General features: G+C 39.2%; 15 protein-coding genes. 12 read left to right on the top strand and 3 right to left on the bottom strand.

All coding sequences use genetic code 11. The annotated features are described in order from the left end of the window. Window positions 1-166: 166 nt before the first annotated feature. From NSQ61_RS12315 to NSQ61_RS12265, 11 genes are all read left to right on the top strand, one after another. Complete coding sequence (locus tag NSQ61_RS12315; RefSeq protein ID WP_066246791.1) at window positions 167-937, top strand: DeoR/GlpR family DNA-binding transcription regulator; 771 nt, start codon at window positions 167-169, stop codon at window positions 935-937. A 126-nt stretch (window positions 938-1,063) separates the two neighbouring features. Further along, window positions 1,064-1,492 carry an RbsD/FucU family protein gene (locus NSQ61_RS12310; RefSeq protein WP_063389250.1) on the top strand — a complete coding sequence of 143 codons (429 nt, stop codon included), beginning with the start codon at window positions 1,064-1,066 and terminating at the stop codon, window positions 1,490-1,492. Window positions 1,493-1,558: 66 nt separating this feature from the next. Beyond that, complete coding sequence (gene xylB / locus NSQ61_RS12305) at window positions 1,559-3,088, top strand: xylulokinase (RefSeq protein ID WP_082829345.1); 1,530 nt, start codon at window positions 1,559-1,561, stop codon at window positions 3,086-3,088. Between the two features lie 35 nt (window positions 3,089-3,123). Beyond that, window positions 3,124-3,792 carry a transaldolase family protein gene (locus tag NSQ61_RS12300; RefSeq protein ID WP_066246789.1) on the top strand — a complete coding sequence of 223 codons (669 nt, stop codon included), beginning with the start codon at window positions 3,124-3,126 and terminating at the stop codon, window positions 3,790-3,792. 60 nt (window positions 3,793-3,852) lie between these two features. After that, entirely contained in the window at window positions 3,853-5,358 is a 1,506-nt protein-coding gene (locus NSQ61_RS12295; RefSeq protein WP_340807164.1) for a sugar ABC transporter ATP-binding protein, read from the top strand. 67 nt (window positions 5,359-5,425) lie between these two features. Further along, window positions 5,426-6,424 carry an ABC transporter permease gene (locus NSQ61_RS12290; protein ID WP_063389247.1) on the top strand — a complete coding sequence of 333 codons (999 nt, stop codon included), beginning with the start codon at window positions 5,426-5,428 and terminating at the stop codon, window positions 6,422-6,424. 104 nt (window positions 6,425-6,528) lie between these two features. Next, window positions 6,529-7,485, top strand: a complete 957-nt coding sequence (locus NSQ61_RS12285; RefSeq protein ID WP_063389293.1) for an ABC transporter substrate-binding protein — start codon at window positions 6,529-6,531, stop codon at window positions 7,483-7,485. Window positions 7,486-7,631: 146 nt separating this feature from the next. Further along, window positions 7,632-8,282: a class II aldolase/adducin family protein gene (locus tag NSQ61_RS12280; RefSeq protein ID WP_066246786.1), complete on the top strand. Its 651-nt coding sequence runs from the start codon at window positions 7,632-7,634 to the stop codon at window positions 8,280-8,282. 29 nt (window positions 8,283-8,311) lie between these two features. Next, entirely contained in the window at window positions 8,312-9,784 is a 1,473-nt protein-coding gene (locus tag NSQ61_RS12275; RefSeq protein ID WP_340807162.1) for a rhamnulokinase, read from the top strand. Between the two features lie 23 nt (window positions 9,785-9,807). Then, a complete protein-coding gene (locus NSQ61_RS12270) occupies window positions 9,808-11,595 on the top strand; it encodes an L-fucose isomerase (RefSeq protein ID WP_063389244.1) in 1,788 nt (595 codons plus the stop codon). Between the two features lie 25 nt (window positions 11,596-11,620). After that, on the top strand, window positions 11,621-13,270 hold the full coding sequence (locus NSQ61_RS12265) for a ribulokinase (RefSeq protein WP_082829344.1): 1,650 nt from the start codon (window positions 11,621-11,623) through the stop codon (window positions 13,268-13,270). Between the two features lie 289 nt (window positions 13,271-13,559). On the opposite strand, the gene NSQ61_RS12260 is transcribed toward NSQ61_RS12265, so the two are convergent. Genes NSQ61_RS12260 through NSQ61_RS12250 form a run of 3 tightly spaced genes read right to left on the bottom strand, consistent with a single transcriptional unit; the run spans window position 13,560 to window position 16,108 of the window. Continuing rightward, window positions 13,560-14,741 carry an acetyl-CoA C-acetyltransferase gene (locus NSQ61_RS12260; protein ID WP_066246782.1) on the bottom strand — a complete coding sequence of 394 codons (1,182 nt, stop codon included), beginning with the start codon at window positions 14,739-14,741 and terminating at the stop codon, window positions 13,560-13,562. After that, window positions 14,742-15,395: a CoA transferase subunit B gene (locus tag NSQ61_RS12255; RefSeq protein WP_063389241.1), complete on the bottom strand. Its 654-nt coding sequence runs from the start codon at window positions 15,393-15,395 to the stop codon at window positions 14,742-14,744. A 17-nt stretch (window positions 15,396-15,412) separates the two neighbouring features. Next, complete coding sequence (locus NSQ61_RS12250) at window positions 15,413-16,108, bottom strand: CoA transferase subunit A (protein WP_094245162.1); 696 nt, start codon at window positions 16,106-16,108, stop codon at window positions 15,413-15,415. 116 nt (window positions 16,109-16,224) lie between these two features. Between NSQ61_RS12250 and NSQ61_RS12245 the strand changes: the two genes are divergently transcribed. Continuing rightward, on the top strand, window positions 16,225-17,106 hold the full coding sequence (locus tag NSQ61_RS12245) for a LysR family transcriptional regulator (protein WP_063389239.1): 882 nt from the start codon (window positions 16,225-16,227) through the stop codon (window positions 17,104-17,106). Window positions 17,107-17,168: the final 62 nt, after the last annotated feature.

The following is a 17,168-nucleotide window of genomic DNA, read 5'->3' as shown; positions in this document are numbered from 1 at the left end:
GTGCTAAAAATATTGGTGACAATGATTTAATGATTCATTTTATTTATAATGTGGTATATTATTTTCTGGCAGTGCTTGAAATCTTTAGGACATATTGTGGTAATGTGGTATATTATTTTCTGATAACTATTGAAAAACTTTTGAACATATTGGGGGGACGTGCAAGGTGCTTGTAGCCGAAAGACATAGGAAAATAGTTGAAATCGTTAACAAAAAATTAAGTGTACGAGTATCGGAGCTTAGCAAAATGTTTTCAGTCACGGAGGAGACGATACGAAGAGATTTAGAAAAGCTGGAAAAGGAAGGGAGGCTTCTGCGCAGCCACGGGGGAGCGGTCAGCATTGAAAGAGACCAGCAGCTCGAATTGTCCTATTTAGAACGTGAAGTCACAAATGCCAAAGAAAAAAAAGCAATCGCTGCAGAAGCAGTTAAGCTCATACAGCCAGGAGACCAGATTGTTTTAGATGCAAGTTCGACGGCATGGTATATGGCAAAGGAACTGCCAAATGTACCACTAACAGTTATAACAAATTCCATTAGAGTAGCAATTGAATTAAGTGTCAAAGATCAAATTAAAGTAATGTCAACCGGCGGAATGCTCTCTTCAAAATCGTTATCGTATATTGGTCCTCTCGCAGAACGATCTTTGGAAACATACCATGTCAATAAAGCTTTCCTATCCTGCAAAGGTGTGCATCTTGAAGGCGGACTCAGCGATTCGAATGAATGGCAAGCATTAATAAAAAAGCAGATGATGGAGATAGCAGATAAAACCATTTTACTAGTTGACTCCAGCAAGTTTGGCGTTCGGACGTTCGCTTTAATCAATCATATTGAGAAAGTGGACGAAATTATTACAGATTCCAATATCCATCCAGCATATAAAAAAGAGTTTGAGGGAAAAAACACAAAAATCACAATCGTTCCTTTATCGTAAAAGGGGTCAAATTGTTTCAAAATAAAACAAAAAAAACAAAAAATTTTTTATAATAGCACTCTTTATTTTTTTTGGTATATTTGATAATATAAAAACAAACAAAAATAAACAAAGGTTGTGTAAGCGTTGTTAAAAGGTATTCCAAAGAATCTTTCTCCTGAGCTGTTAAAAATTTTGATGGAAATGGGCCATGGTGACGAAATTGTCATTGCAGACGGGAATTTTCCGGCAGCAAATTTTGCTCAAAGATTGGTTCGAGCTGACGGACATGGTGTTCCTGAGCTGTTGGATTCTATCTTAGATTTGTTTCCGTTGGATACTTTTGTGGATAAACCGGTGGCTCTCATGCAAGTAGTAAACCAAAATGAAAGCAAACCGGCCATTTGGGACGAATATAAAAAACTTCTGGAGAAAAAATGTTCCGAACCATGGGATATAGAATTTATGGAGAGATTCAGCTTTTATGAAAGAGCCAAAAATGCTTATGCAATTATCGCAACGAGCGAGAGTGCGCTTTATGCCAATATCATTTTAAAAAAAGGTGTCATTTCATAATAGATTTCATTGGGAAACTAGTACATTTTCCGTTCAAGATGGAAGCGATAGGATGGTGGAGACAATATGGTGCAAAAATTTATTCTTGCTCATGATCTGGGGACAAGCGGAAATAAATCCACATTAATATCGCCGGACGGTGAAATCATAGCTCATACTACCTATCAATATTCCACCATTTTTTTGAAGCAGCATTGGGTTGAACAAAATCCGAATGATTGGTGGGATGCCGTGGCAAATGCATCAAAACAACTTATTGCAGAAGCAAAAATTGATCCGAAACAAATTGCATGCATTACGTTCAGCGGCCAGATGATGGGGGCTGTCCCAGTCAATCATAAAGGAGAAGCTGTAAGAAATGCAATTATTTGGGCTGATATGCGTTCGGCGCAAAAAACAGAAACAATTGCAGAAAAGATAGGAATGAAAGAACACTATGAAATTACTGGAAACAGATTATCCCCATCCTATTCTGCAGCAAAAATTAATTGGATTCAAGAAAATGAACCAGCTGTTCATAAAGAAACATTTAAATATTTACAAGCAAAAGATTATATAATTGCTAAACTAACGGGTAAATTTGCCACCGACTATTCTGATGCAAGCGGCACGAATCTATTAAATATTAAAAAGAAAGAATGGTCGGAAGAATTAATAAAATTATGGCAAATTGATGATGAAAAATTGCCTGAGATTTTGCCTTCAACAGCGGTTGTTGGTGAAGTTCATTCAAAGGCGGCGGAAGAAACAGGTCTGATGCCTGGTACACCTGTTGTAATGGGCGGTGCAGATGGGTGTTGTGCTGCATTAGGTGCAGGTGCGATTGATGAGGGAGATATTTTTAATTACATTGGCTCTTCTTCCTGGATCTCATTTTCATCATCTCGTCCAGTTTTTGATCAAGAAATGCGGACATTCAATTTTATCCATTTGGATGAAAATAAATATATTCCCATCGGAACGATGCAAGCAGCAGGGACTTCCTTTCAATGGTTAAGAGACATACTGTTTCAAGACGTTTTGAAAACGGATGCAGCGAAGCATATTTATGAAATGATGAATGAAGAGGCTGAAAGCTCACCAATCGGCTCCAATCAATTGATTTTTCTTCCGTATTTAATGGGGGAGCGGTCTCCTTGGTGGAATCCAAACGCAAAAGGCAGTTTCATAGGATTAACGATCAATCATAAACGTTCTGATTTGATTCGTGCTGTTTTGGAAGGGATTTCAATGAATTTAAAACTTATTTTCGATGCTCTGCAAGAAAATTATGATCGACCATTTCAAGACATATGGCTGTTTGGAGGCGGAGCGAAAAGCAGAATATGGCGGCAAATGCTGGCTGATCTTTTCGGTGTTACCATCCGTATACCGAAAATTTTGGATGAAACGACCTCGATGGGCGCTGCGGTTGCAGGCGGTGTAGGAGTAGGCCTTCTGAAAGATTTGACAGCAGCGAAAGCTTGGTGTGTTGAAGCTGAATCATTTGAACCAGATCAACGCAACCATCAATCTTATCAAACAGCTTTGAAAGCGTTTGAACAAGTTTATAAACAAGTGGAGCCGATTTTTAATCAATGGAACGGGGTTGAATAAATGTACAAACAATTGTGCGAGAAAGGGGGAAAATCATGGACATTTATTTAGACACCGCAAATGAACAAGAAATAGAATTTGCTTCAAAATATGGCTTTTTAGCAGGGATTACAACCAATCCAAGCATTATTTCAAGAGAAAATAGAGAGTTTCGGCAAATTATTGTGGATATTTCCTCCAAAATTAATGGAGAAGTCTGGTGCCAGGTAACAGGAGAAACAGCTGAAGAAATGATTCTTGAAGGGAGAGAAATGTCCACATGGGGAAAAGATATTGTCATTAAACTCCCGATGACTGAAGAAGGATTATCCGCAGCTTATCAATTGAAACAGGAAGGCATAAAGGTGAATATGACTCTTATTTATACACTGCCTCAAGTTGTATTAGCTGCCAAAGCAGGGGTGGATTTTATAAGCCCTTACATCGGAAGAATGGATGATCATGCGATTGACGGGCTGCAATTTATTAAAGAGGCAAAAGAAATTATTCATCAAATGCATGCGGAAACGAAAGTTATTGGAGCAAGCATCCGAAATCCGCAGGTTGTCGTTGATCTTGCAAAATCAGGCGCAGATGCTGTAACGATGCCATTTTATATTTTTAAGAAAATGTTTGCGTCAGATCTTACAAATATCGGGTTAAAAGGGTTTTTAAATGATTGGAAGCAGTACCAATCCGCGAAAAAATCTGAAAAATCTTATTAATGTAAAAGTGGAACAAAAATTCAGGACGGATAATGACAGTTACGTAAAGTAGGTGATAGGATGTCAGCTCAATTATTAAGAATGGAAGGGATAAGCAAAAGTTTTCCTGGAGTAAAGGCATTATCAAAAGTTCGACTGGATTTAAACTATGGGGAAGTTCTAGCATTAGTTGGCGAAAATGGTGCTGGGAAATCGACTTTAATGAAAATTTTGTCTGGAGTCTATCAAAAAGATGAAGGTGAAATCTACTTAGAAGGCAACAAAGTTGAAATTCCTAATGCGAAAGCAGCACAGGAAATGGGCATTAGCATTATACACCAAGAACTAAATTTAATGCCTGATTTAACGGTTGCCCAAAACATTTTTATTGGCAGGGAGCCTCGCACCGGATTTAATTTCTTTTTGAAGGAAAAGGAATTGAATGAAAAAACAGCCGAGTTGCTTGAGAAACTCAATATTAATTTAAATCCTAAAGAAACAGTATCAGATTTAACAGTGGCAAAGCAGCAGATGGTGGAGATTGCGAAAGCGTTATCTTACAATGCGAAAATTATCGTGATGGACGAACCAACTGCCGCATTGACGGAATCTGAAATTAAAACATTATTTGATTTAATTGAAAATTTGAAAAACAAAGGTGTTGGCATCATTTATATTTCACACAGAATGGAAGAATTGAAAGTCATTTCTGACCGAATAACAGTCATGCGCGACGGTCAATACATCGACACGTTATATACGAAAGATACAGATATGAAAAAGGTTATTTCGTTAATGGTAGGCCGTCACATCCAGGATGAATCTCGCCCTACAACGACGGTTTCAAAAGAGGCTGAAACAGTCCTGGAAGTGAAAAACTTATCGACCAAAAACTTTTTAGAAAATATCAGCTTTACTTTGAAAAAAGGAGAAATTTTAGGCTTTGCCGGTTTAATGGGAGCTGGACGCACAGAAGTAGCAAGAGCCATTTTCGGTGCTGACAAAATCGATGAAGGGCAAATTTTTATCAATGGAAAAGAAGTGAAAATCAAAAAGCCTGAAGATGCAGTAAAGCACGGAATCGCCTATTTGTCTGAGGACAGAAAGCGATATGGCTTAATGCTTGAAATGGACGTGAATTCGAATATTTTAATTTCTTCACTGAGCAATTATGTGAATTGGCTGACCTTTGTCAATGACTCAAAAGGATATGTAACATCAGAAGAGTATGTAAAGTCGCTGAAAATTAAAACGCCAAGCATCAAACAGCTAGCGAAGAATTTATCGGGAGGAAACCAGCAAAAAATTGTCATTGCCAAATGGCTTGCTAAAAACTGCGACATTTTAATCTTTGATGAACCTACACGCGGAATTGATGTTGGGGCGAAAACTGAAATATATCAGCTGCTAAATGAACTGGCTCAGCAAGGAAAATCCATTATTATGATTTCTTCCGAATTACCGGAAATATTAAGAATGAGCCATCGAATCATCGTCATGTGTGAAGGAAGAATCACCGGAGAGTTGACAAACGAAGAAGCATCTCAAGAAAAGATTATGGATTATGCAACACGAACTAGATCATAAATTGTAAGTTCGATTGAAGTGTCCTTTATGTCAAAAGGATTTGGAATACAAAACGAGGAGGATCAATATGAGTACAGGAACTGCACCTAACACAGAGACAAAAAAGAGTGGAAATCTATTAAAATCCAATGCACTGCAACAAATATTGGCATTTGCTAGTTTAATTGTACTTATTCTGTTTTTTACCATTTCCTCCGATAACTTTTTAAATTGGACTAATATTACTGGGATATTATTATCAACGACAGTTATCGGAATCATGGCGTTAGGAACTACATTTGTTATTATGACTGGAGGAATTGACCTTTCCATTGGTACAGGAATGACGCTATGTGCTGTTATGACAGGGGTATTTATCGTCTTTTGGGATTTGCCAATTATAGTCGGCATTTTAGGCGGAATTCTGACTGGTGCATTAATGGGATTTATAAGCGGATTCAGTGTTTCAAAATTAAAAATTCCTCCATTTATTGCAACATTGGCGATGATGATGATCGCGAAAGGATTAGCACTTGTTATTTCAGATGCAACTCCAATTTATTTTAGTGATAAACCTAGCTTCAGTGAAATTGCATTAGGTTCAATTATACCAGGATTTAATTTGCCTAACGGTGTCCTAATTTTCATTATTATGGCAATTATTGCAGGAATTTTATTAACGAAATCTATTTTTGGCCGCTTTACAACTTCTATTGGAAGCAATGAAGAAGCAACAAGATTATCCGGTATCAATACGGATAAATGGAAAATCATCATTTACACGGTTGCAGGTGTGTTTACAGGAATAGCAGGAGTTTTAATGGCTTCAAGGCTTAATTCAGCACAGCCTGCTTTGGGAGCCGGGTATGAGTTGGAAGCAATTGCAGCTGTCGTTATCGGAGGGACTTCGTTAAGTGGTGGCAAAGGAACTATTTTAGGAACAGTTATTGGGGCTCTTATTATGAGCGTATTAACAAACGGTTTGAGAATTATGTCAATCCCTCAAGAATGGCAGACAGTTGTTGTTGGATTTGTCATTTTGGTTGCAGTTTATATCGATATTATCCGTCGAGGCAAAAGCAGTTAAATTCCGTTTTTTATCTCTAGTTACAAACTAGAGTTAAAAAATAAAAAAATTATAAGGGGGAAAATTCAGTGAAGAAATGGTTGTTAACTCTATGCGGTATTTTAATGTTGTCGCTCGTTTTGTCAGCATGCGGAAGCTCCTCGAAAAACGAGAGCGAAGGAAGCTCTGAATCCGCAGGAGGCGACAGTGGAAAACCCTATATCGCTATTGTCTCTAAAGGATTCCAGCATCAATTCTGGCAAGCTGTTAAAAAAGGTGCTGAACAAGCAGCAAAAGAGTTTGACGTAGAAATTACGTTTGAAGGTCCAGAAAGTGAATCTCAAGTCGACAAACAAATTGAAATGTTAAGAACAGCTATTGATAAAAAGCCGGATGCAATTGGTTTTGCTGCTCTAGACAGCCAAGCATCAATTCCTTTATTAAAAGAAGCGGATGAAAAAGGTATTCCTATTATTGCATTTGACTCAGGGGTTGACAGCGATATTCCTTTGGCAACTGCATCTACAGATAACAAAGCTGCTGCAGCGTTAGCGGCAGACAAAATGGCTGAAAAAATTGGAGGCAAAGGAAAAGTTGCGCTAATTGTTCATGACCAAACAAGTATAACTGGTGTTAACCGCCGAGATGGATTTGTTGAGAGAATAAAAGAAAAATATCCAGATATTGAAATTGTCGACATTCAATATGGTGGCGGTGACCAATTAAAATCTACAGACTTAGCGAAAGCAATCATCCAAGCGCATCCTGACTTAAAAGGGATCTATGGTGCAAACGAAGGTTCAGCTATCGGTGTAATTAATGCAGTAAAAGAAATGAATAAACAAGGCAAAATTGTTGTCATCGGCTTTGACTCTGGTAAACAGCAAATTGAAGCGATTAAAGACGGTACAATGGCAGGAGCCATTACACAAAATCCGGTCGGTATCGGCTATGAAACAGTAAAAGCTGCTGTTCAAGCAATCAATGGCGAGAAAGTAGAAAAGGTTATTGACACAGGATTCTATTGGTATGACAAAACCAATCTTGATAATGAAGAAATTAAATCTGCCATTTACGAATAATAACCTGAAAGCTGGGGGTGCATTTTGCAGCCCCAGTTATACAAATACTTGAAGGGGAAAAAGATTAACCAGCTCATAAAAACAGGGTGAAACGAAACTTAAAAATTGTTTTCAAGATGATAAACATATACTAGAGGTGGAATTTAATGTCAGCAGTAATCGGAGAACTAAAAAAATATGCACATAAAATTGTAGATGCTGGTTTAGTTGTTGGAGCCGGTGGAAATCTCAGCATGCGTGATGGTGAATATATGTACATTTCACCAAGCGGCTTTGATTTAAAGGAGATTGAAGATGATCAATGGGTTAAAGTAAAAATTGACACTGGAGAAGTTTTTGGAGATTTAAAACCTTCCTCCGAATTGCTCATGCATTTAGAATGCTTTCGGCGAAATCCAGAAATCAATGCAGTGTTGCATGCGCATCCTAGCTACTCTGTTGGAGTCTCTAGTGCAGGGAAAGATATCCCAATGCTTTTCCCCGATTTTCCTGCAATGGTAAAGAAAGTTTCCTACTTAGATTATATTATTCCTACAACCAATCTTTTAGCAGATGCTGTTGGAGAAGTCATCCATGACAGCGATGTCATTGTGATGAGGAACCATGGAGTGCTCACAGTCGGCAAAACGATGAAAGAAGCATTTTTTTATATGCAATTAACCGAAGAATCAGCAAAAGTATTTACCATCGCTTCAACTGTTGGTACTCCGAGAATTTTAACGGAACAAGAGTGCGAAGATTTACGAAATTTGTCATCCGAAAAGTATCGGGCCAGTCTGTTAAAGAAGAAGTCATAAACAGGCTTTTTTACGGGAGTGCGAATGACATGAAAAGAGTACTAGCTTTTGATTTGGGTGCTTCGAATGGTCGATTAATACTCGGAGAATATGAAAATAGAAAATTAAACATAACAGAAATTCACCGTTTTCAAAATAACCCCATCACGATCGGAGATCATTTGCATTGGGATTTAAACTACTTATTTGCTGAAATGAAAAAAGGAATAAAAAAATTTGTCGAGGTTTATGGAAAAAGGATCGATGGAATTGGTTTTGATACGTGGGGAGTAGATTTCGGTCTCATTTCTGAGGAAGGAGATCTATTAGAAAACCCGTATTCTTATCGGGATACACATACCGTTCTCTTTATGGATGAAGTCCATGAGAAGATAGATAAGAAAAAACTTTTTCAAATGACTGGCGTAGAGCCAGCTGCCATCAATACGCTTTATCAGCTGTATGCGATTTTGAAAACAAGGCCTGAGCTAATAGAAAAGGCAAAATATATATTAATGACACCGAGTCTGTTCGCCTATTTGTTTACAGGGGAAATCAAAAATGAATTTACAATCTCGTCGACTTCTCAACTATTAAATTGGGAAAAAAAAGATTGGGATGAGACGATTTTAAATAAGCTGTTTGCAGATAAGGTGAATTTTGCACCTCTGGTAGAAACGAATCGCATTTTGGCCAAAACGAAAGCATCTATTAATAAGGAATTAGGGATCGATCCGGCCAATGTCATCGCGGTTCCAGGACACGATACAGCTTGTGCTTTAGGTGCCATGCCGATCCAAAATGATCAAACAAGCTGTTTTATGAGCTGCGGAACATGGGTGCTGATCGGTGTGACGGTTGAAAAGCCGGTTGTTTCAGATGAAGCTTATGAATGGGGCTTCACAAATGAAGGGACATTTGACGGGAAGTTCCGTTTGCAAAAAAACAATACCGGCTTATGGTTTATTCAACAGTGTAAAAAAGAATGGAACGATAATGGCGAAGGCATCTCCTATGAAGAAGAAAGCCGGCTGATAGAAGAAGCAGAACCGTTCCGTTCTTTTATAAATCCAAATGATCCATCGTTTTTTAACCCGCCAAGCATGCTGAAAGCTATTCAAGATTATTGTCAAAAAACTTTACAGCCTATTCCGGAAACGAAAGGGCAATTTTTGAGATGTATATTGGAAAGCTTAGCTTTTCAATACCGTTTCGTGATCGAACGGCTGGAAAATTTAATCCACCATAACATCCGGTCGATTCATATGGGAGGCGGGGGAATACAAAACAAATGGTTTTGTCGATTTATTGCTGGCGCCGCAAAGCGTACCGTTTATGCAGGGCCGGTGGAAGCCAGCGCAATCGGCAATATGCTTTCTCAATTAATTGCCCTTGGAGAAATTGCAGACTTAGAAGAAGCAAGAAAAATTGTTAACAACTCCTTTAGCTTTAAAACATATGAACCCGAAAACTGTGATCATTGGGAAAAACATTATAAATCATTTCTAGCAATCATTAAATAAATAACATACAGGAGGAATGAAAGATGGCAAAAGATCCACGATATGTAGGAAATCTACCAAAGATAGGAATACGCCCGACGATCGACGGCAGAAGAAAAGGAGTTCGTGAATCATTAGAAGAAACAACAATGAACATGGCAAAAGCTGTAGCTAAATTACTGGAGGAAAATGTTTTTTATTATAATGGACAGCCAGTGGAATGTGTGATTGCAGATACATGTATTGGAGGAGTAAAAGAAGCGGCAGAAGCAGCTGAAAAGTTTGCAAGAGAAGGCGTTGGCGTTTCAATTACTGTTACTCCATGCTGGTGCTATGGAACTGAAACAATGGATATGGATCCTCACATTCCGAAAGCAGTTTGGGGATTCAATGGAACAGAAAGACCTGGCGCTGTCTATTTAGCTGCTGTTCTAGCAGGTTATAACCAAAAAGGACTTCCTGCCTTTGGAATTTACGGTAAGGATGTTCAAGATGCAGGAGATACGAATATACCTGAAGATGTAAAAGAGAAGCTCATTCGTTTTGCAAAAGCAGGACTGGCTGTTGCTATGATGAAGGGTAAATCTTATCTCTCCATTGGATCTGTATCAATGGGAATTGCAGGAAGTGTTGTGCAAGAAGACTTTTTCCAAAACTATCTTGGAATGAGAAATGAATATGTTGATATGAGCGAATTCGTGCGCAGAATTGAACTGGAAATTTACGATAAAGAGGAATATGAAAGAGCCTTAAAATGGGTGAAGGAAAACTGTAAAGTTGGTCCGGACAACAATCGCGACGGCTTTAAAAGAACAGAAGAGCAGAAGGAAAAAGATTGGGAAATCAGCGTAAAAATGGCTCTTATCGCACGCGACTTAATGGTTGGCAATAAAAAATTAGAAGAAATGGGATATGGAGAAGAAGCTCTAGGAAGAAACGCCATTGTTGCTGGTTTCCAAGGACAGCGTCAATGGACCGACTATTTCCCAAATGGAGATTTTATGGAAACGATTTTAAATTCATCTTTTGACTGGAACGGAAAAAGAGCGCCATATATTTTTGCAACGGAAAATGATAACTTGAACGGCATTTCCATGTTGTTCGGCTACCTTTTAACTAATACGGCGCAAATTTTTGCCGACGTGAGAACTTATTGGAGTCCGGAGGCTGTCAAGCGGGTAACTGGCTATACTCTTGAAGGGAGAGCGGCAAACGGAATCATCCATTTAATTAATTCTGGAGCGGCTGCATTGGATGGAACAGGAGAACAAACAAAAGACGGCAAACCAGTTATTAAACCATACTACGAATTGACAGATGAAGATATTAAAAAATGCTTGGAAGCAACACAATTTAGACCTGCTTCAACTGAATACTTCAGAGGCGGCGGATATTCAACTGACTTTTTAACAAAAGGCGGCATGCCTGTAACGATTTCGCGCTTAAATATTGTTAAAGGGCTGGGTCCTGTTCTGCAAATTGCAGAAGGATATACGGTTGATTTGCCGGAAGAAGTTCATGACGTGCTTGACAAACGGACCGATCCAACTTGGCCTACCACTTGGTTTGTTCCGAATCTAACCGGAGAAGGTGCATTTAAAGATGTTTACTCGGTTATGAATAACTGGGGAGCCAACCATTGTTCCATCAGCTATGGTCATATTGGAGCCGATTTAATCACGCTGGCATCCATTCTTCGCATTCCGGTAAATATGCACAATGTACCTGAGGAAAAAATATTCAGACCAGATGCTTGGAGCATGTTTGGAACAAAAGATCTTGAAGGCGCTGATTACAGAGCATGTAAAAACTTTGGGCCGATCTATAAATAACAAGTAACAAAGGAACGGGATGCTTATGAAAAAATACGCAATCGGAGTAGATTTTGGGACTGAATCTGGAAGAGTTGTCTTAGTAGATGTTGCAACTGGTGAGGTTGCTGGTACTCATTCCACACAATATAAACATGGAGTCATAACGGAAACTCTTCCTCATAAGCAGAAGAAGCTGAAAAACAGTACAGCTCTTCAGCACCCGCAAGATTATTTAGATGTGCTGGAAACGTCCATCCCGAGAGTGTTAGAGGATTCCGGGGTGAGCAAAGATGATATCGTCGGCATAGGAATTGATTTTACATCCTGTACAATTCTGCCTGTCGATGAACAATTAACACCATTATGTTTTCTGGAAAAATGGAAAGATGAGCCGCATGCATGGGTAAAATTATGGAAACATCATGCAGCGCAGCCAGAAGCAGATACAATTAATCAATTAGCAAGCGAGTCGAATGAAGAATGGTTAAAGCGTTATGGTGGAAAAATTTCGTCAGAATGGATGCTGCCGAAAATATTAGAAATTATACATGATCGTGAGGAGCTCTATCATGAAGCGGCATTGTTCCTTGAAGCAGCTGATTGGCTGACGTCGCTGATGGTCGGTGAAGTGAAACGAAATAGCTGTTCTGCCGGCTATAAAGGAATGTGGCATAAACAGGAAGGCTATGTAAGAAAAGAATTTTTAAAAAGACTTCATCCATTGATGGAAAATATTTATGAAACAAAACTGTCGGGTGAAGTGGTTCCGATCGGCAGCAAGGCTGGCGAGCTGACGGAAGAGTTTGCAGCAAAAATTGGACTAAAACCAAAAACACCGGTTGCCATTGGAATTATAGATGCTCATGCTGCTGTTCCAGGTGCAGGAGTTACCGCACCTGGAAGCATGGTTATGGTTATGGGAACCTCCACCTGTCATATGCTGTTAAGCACAAAAGAAGAGTTTGTCGAAGGAATCAGCGGAGTCGTCGAAGATGGAATAATCCCTGGCTACTACGGATATGAGGCAGGCCAGGCTGCTGTTGGCGACATTTTTGCATGGTTTGTCAAAGAGCTTGTGCCGGGTTATGTCGAAAGAGAAGCGGAGGCCAAAAATCTATCTATTCATCAATATTTGGAACAAAAAGCCAGCACATTGCCTCCAGGATCAAAAGGATTGCTGGCATTGGATTGGCATAATGGAAATAGAACTCCGTTAGTTGATGCCAATTTGTCAGGTTTATTAGTCGGTCTTACGCTGAATACAAAACCTGAAGAAATTTACCGTGCATTAATTGAATCAACAGCATTCGGGACACGCTTGATCATTGAAAGCTTTGAGAATGCAGGAATCGAAATTAATGAATTGGTTGCATGCGGCGGACTGCCTCATCAAAATGAAATGCTCATGCAAATATATGCAGATGTAACGGCAAGACCAATCAAGATCGCATCTAACAAAATCACATCAGCCATCGGAGCTGCAATGTTCGGAGCTGTTGCTGCAGGATCAAAACTAGGTGGATACGATACGATCGAAGAAGCAGCAGCAAATATGGCCAAATTAAAAGACAAAGTTTTTTATCCGAAACAGGATCACGTAGAAAAATATAATTTGTATTATGAAGAGTATAAAAAATTGGTAAACTATTTCGGCCGCGGAACGAACAATGTGATGAAAAAAATAAAAAATTAATACAAAATACGGGGGTGTCTAATAAGTCGCTTTTACGGCTTATTGATGCCCCCTTTAATGTTTTGAAACGTTGATATATCGATGTTTATGATTTTTTGCTTTCAATGGGGCCTGATTTTATGGAGGCTTCTTTTTTATTTTGCACTGGCGCACAAAACTACTGATGCTAAATGTTTTAATAGAATCAAAGCTTGATGCAAAATGGCGATTATGTTTCTATTAAATCAATATAATAATTAGTTTGGTCAAATTCACTCTTTTTGTTTATAGGTTTCAAATTATATCCATTTTATTTTACTTCAATCATCACGGCATCTCCCTGACCGCTTCCAGAACAGATCGCTGCGATTCCAATCCCTCCTCCGCGACGGCGTAATTCGTACGCTAGTGTCAAAAGAATACGCGCGCCGCTTGCGCCGATTGGGTGACCAAGGGCAACAGCACCGCCATTTACATTCACTTTTTCCGGATCGATTCCCGCAATTTTTATACTAGCGAGTGCAACGACTGCGAATGCTTCATTAATTTCGAACAAGTCGATATCATCGACAGATTTCCCCGTCTTTTTCAATAGCTCAAGAATGACAAGGCCCGGTGTTATTGGAAAATTTTCTGCTTCAACCGCAACTTCTGCATGGCCAATGATGGTTGCAAGAACGTTTTTACCTTCTCTTTTTGCCCGTTCATCGCTCATCAGTACAAGCGCTGCAGCTCCATCATTAATTCCAGGTGCGTTGCCGGCTGTAATCGTTCCATCTTTGCCAAATACAGGAGGTAATGTTGCCAGAATCTCTTTCGTTGTGTCTTTTCGCGGTGATTCATCTTTATAAATGACAAGCGGGCTGCCTTTACGCTGTGGAATTTCAACCGCTGCAATCTCTTCTGCCATCTTGCCTTCTTCGATTGCTGCAATTGCTCTTTTATGGCTTCTCACAGCCCAATTGTCCTGTTCTTCACGCGATATTTCATACTCTTTCGCAATTTTGTTTCCGTACGTCCCCATATGAACACCAGTAAAACTGCATGACAGGCCATCATGAATCATTAAATCAACCATCTGTGCATTACCCATTCTTAACCCCCATCTTGCGTTCTTCAATGCATATGGAGCGTTTGACATTGACTCCATGCCGCCTGCCAAAATGATTTCTTCGTCGCCTGCCCGAATGATTTGATCAGCCATTGTTACACTGCGAAGACCGGATGCACAAACTTTATTCACTGTTTCTGTTTTAATGCTCCAAGGAATACCTGCTTCACGTGCTGCCTGGCGCGACGGGATCTGTCCCTGTCCAGCCTGAAGAACATTTCCGAAAATGACTTCATTCACATCTTCAGGCTTTACTTCTGCTCGCATTAAAGCCTCTTTCATCGAAATACCGCCAAGCTGTGATGCTGTTAATTGAGCAAGCGATCCGTTAAATTTTCCAATCGGGGTACGCGCTCCTTCTAAAATAACTGTCTTTACCATTTAATTCACCTCCGAAAGTTCAGGAGAAACTGTGAATTTTGCCTCTGTTTTTGCTATCACTTCATCAACTGAAACACCATCCATTGTTTCAATCAGCACCATCCCTTGATCTGTAAAGTCAAACACGGCTAAATCGGTAATCAATCGATGGACGACACCTTTTCCAGTAAGTGGAAGTGTACATTCTTTCTTCACTTTCGATTCCCCGCTCTTGTTCAAATGTTCCATAATGACGATGACGCGTTTCGCACCGTTTACAAGATCCATTGCTCCGCCCATACCTTTGACCATTTTTCCTGGAATCATCCAATTGGCTAAATCGCCGTTCTCTGAAACTTCCATACCTCCTAAAATAGCAAGATCAATATGTCCTCCACGAACCATTGCAAATGATTCGGCACTGTCAAAAAATGAAGCGCCGAGCACTGTAGTAATCGTTTCTTTACCAGCGTTAATCAAATCGGGATCTTCCTCCCCTTCAACCGGATAAGGTCCAATGCCAAGCAGCCCATTTTCTGAATGTAATAAGATGTTGAAATTGGACGGAATCTCATTGGCAATAAGTGTTGGCATTCCGATGCCAAGATTGACAATCATTCCGTTTTCAATTTCCTTTACCGCACGCTTAACAATCTTTAATCGATTGTTAGACATCCTGATCACTCCTTCTTTTATTTAGTAACCACTGTTCTCCGCTCAATGCGTTTTTCATAATTCGTTCCTACCAGTAAGCGTTGAACATAAATACATGGTGTGTGAATTTCGTCCGGATCAAGTTCACCAGGTTCAACAATTTGTTCCACTTCCGCTATGGTGATTTTACCTGCCATTGCGGCAAGCGGATTAAAATTTCGCGCTGTTTTCCGATACACAAGATTCCCATAAGTATCAGCCTTCCACGCTTTTACAAAAGCAAAATCTGCAACGATGGCTTCCTCTAGCAAATATGTTTTTCCGTTGAACTCTCTTTCTTCTTTTCCTTTTGCGATCGGCGTTCCGACACCTGTTGCGGTATAAAAAGCCGGAATTCCTGCTCCACCTGCTCTCATTCGTTCTGCAAGAGTACCTTGTGGTATAAGTTCTACTTCTAAATCGCCGCTTAAAAATTGCTGTTCAAAAATTTTATTTTCCCCGACGTAGGAAGCGACCATTTTTTTTATTTGTTTATTTTTGAGTAGAAGACCAAGTCCCCAATCATCGACACCACAATTGTTGCTGTAAATAGTCAAATTCTTTGTCCCCTTGTCACGTAAAGCTTGAATAGTCTTTTCTGGAATTCCGCACAACCCAAATCCGCCTACAACAATGGATGCACCGTCTTGAATGTCTGAAACCGCTTCCGAAAATGAATTCATGATTTTGTTCATGAACATCTCCTCCTTTCTTTGTCTTATGTAAGAGTTTACATTCCCATTATCTATAAGTAAAATAGATAAAAAGAATACAATTTATTCCAATAGTGAATAAATAAGGGGGGAGTATGGTGGAATTTCGTGATATTCAATCTTTCATTGATGTTGCCAATCATAACAGCTTTACAAAGGCTGCTGAATATTCCTACTTATCACAGCCTTCATTGAGCAAAGCCGTTAAAAAGCTTGAAGCTGAGCTGCATGTTGAACTGATCGAAAGGTCAACTCGTCATCTCCGTTTGACAGATGCAGGTCAAATTGTATATCAGCAAGGAAAAAAATTGATTGAAACGTTGGAAGAAATGAAAATGTTATTAGATGAACTTTCTAATCTTGCGACTGGAGAGATTAAGATGGGGGTTCCGCCGCTCATTGGAACTTTGTTTTTTCCTTCTATTGCTAGAATGTTTCATCAAAACTATCCGAATGTGAAACTTGAACTTATAGAGCTTGGGGCAAAGGTCATCGAACAATTAGTGGAAGAAGGAGAGATTGACATTGGCATAGTTGTACTGCCTGTAGACGAATCCGTTTTTCATATTCATCCGTTTATTACAGAAGAATTTGTCTTGTTTATTCATCGTGACCACCCAATTGCACAAAAACAAACAGTTTCAGTACATGAATTAAAAGATGAACCGTTTATATTGTTTTCGAAAAACTTCAAACTCCACGATTACATCATCAACACATGTAAAAATGCAGGCTTTACTCCAATTGTTTCATATGAAAGCTCGCAATGGGATTTAATTCTTGAGCTTGTTTCATCAAAACTAGGTATTACTTTAATGCCGAAAATGATTTTTCATAAACAGAACAGCCCCAACATCACGATTGTTCCGCTTAAAGATCCGCCTCTTCTTTGGAGACTCGGCATCATTACGAGAAAAGGCAGATATCACTCATTTGCTTTAAAAAAATTGCTGGAAATGCTTAAAGAAAATCCATTATGATTTTTCAAACGTATTTATCGTTTCGATAATGGCGACTTTCATCAAAGTATCAACTGTTTCCA

Source organism: Aeribacillus sp. FSL K6-1121, from assembly GCF_038003725.1.
Taxonomy (GTDB): Bacteria; Bacillota; Bacilli; order Bacillales; family Aeribacillaceae; genus Aeribacillus; species Aeribacillus composti.
This window is presented reverse-complemented; position numbering and strand designations above follow the sequence as displayed.

Excerpts from the sequence above, each read along its gene's own strand:
- NSQ61_RS12285 (WP_063389293.1), top strand. The coding sequence starts at position 6,529 with ATGTTGTCGCTCGTTTTGTCAGCATGCGGAAGCTCCTCGAAAAACGAG.
- xylB (WP_082829345.1), top strand. The coding sequence starts at position 1,559 with ATGGTGCAAAAATTTATTCTTGCTCATGATCTGGGGACAAGCGGAAAT.
- NSQ61_RS12250 (WP_094245162.1), bottom strand. The coding sequence starts at position 16,108 with ATGAACAAAATCATGAATTCATTTTCGGAAGCGGTTTCAGACATTCAA.
- NSQ61_RS12265 (WP_082829344.1), top strand. The coding sequence starts at position 11,621 with ATGAAAAAATACGCAATCGGAGTAGATTTTGGGACTGAATCTGGAAGA.
- NSQ61_RS12300 (WP_066246789.1), top strand. The coding sequence starts at position 3,124 with ATGGACATTTATTTAGACACCGCAAATGAACAAGAAATAGAATTTGCT.
- NSQ61_RS12280 (WP_066246786.1), top strand. The coding sequence starts at position 7,632 with ATGTCAGCAGTAATCGGAGAACTAAAAAAATATGCACATAAAATTGTA.
- NSQ61_RS12260 (WP_066246782.1), bottom strand. The coding sequence starts at position 14,741 with ATGGTAAAGACAGTTATTTTAGAAGGAGCGCGTACCCCGATTGGAAAA.
- NSQ61_RS12255 (WP_063389241.1), bottom strand. The coding sequence starts at position 15,395 with ATGTCTAACAATCGATTAAAGATTGTTAAGCGTGCGGTAAAGGAAATT.
- NSQ61_RS12270 (WP_063389244.1), top strand. The coding sequence starts at position 9,808 with ATGGCAAAAGATCCACGATATGTAGGAAATCTACCAAAGATAGGAATA.
- NSQ61_RS12275 (WP_340807162.1), top strand. The coding sequence starts at position 8,312 with ATGAAAAGAGTACTAGCTTTTGATTTGGGTGCTTCGAATGGTCGATTA.
- NSQ61_RS12295 (WP_340807164.1), top strand. The coding sequence starts at position 3,853 with ATGTCAGCTCAATTATTAAGAATGGAAGGGATAAGCAAAAGTTTTCCT.
- NSQ61_RS12290 (WP_063389247.1), top strand. The coding sequence starts at position 5,426 with ATGAGTACAGGAACTGCACCTAACACAGAGACAAAAAAGAGTGGAAAT.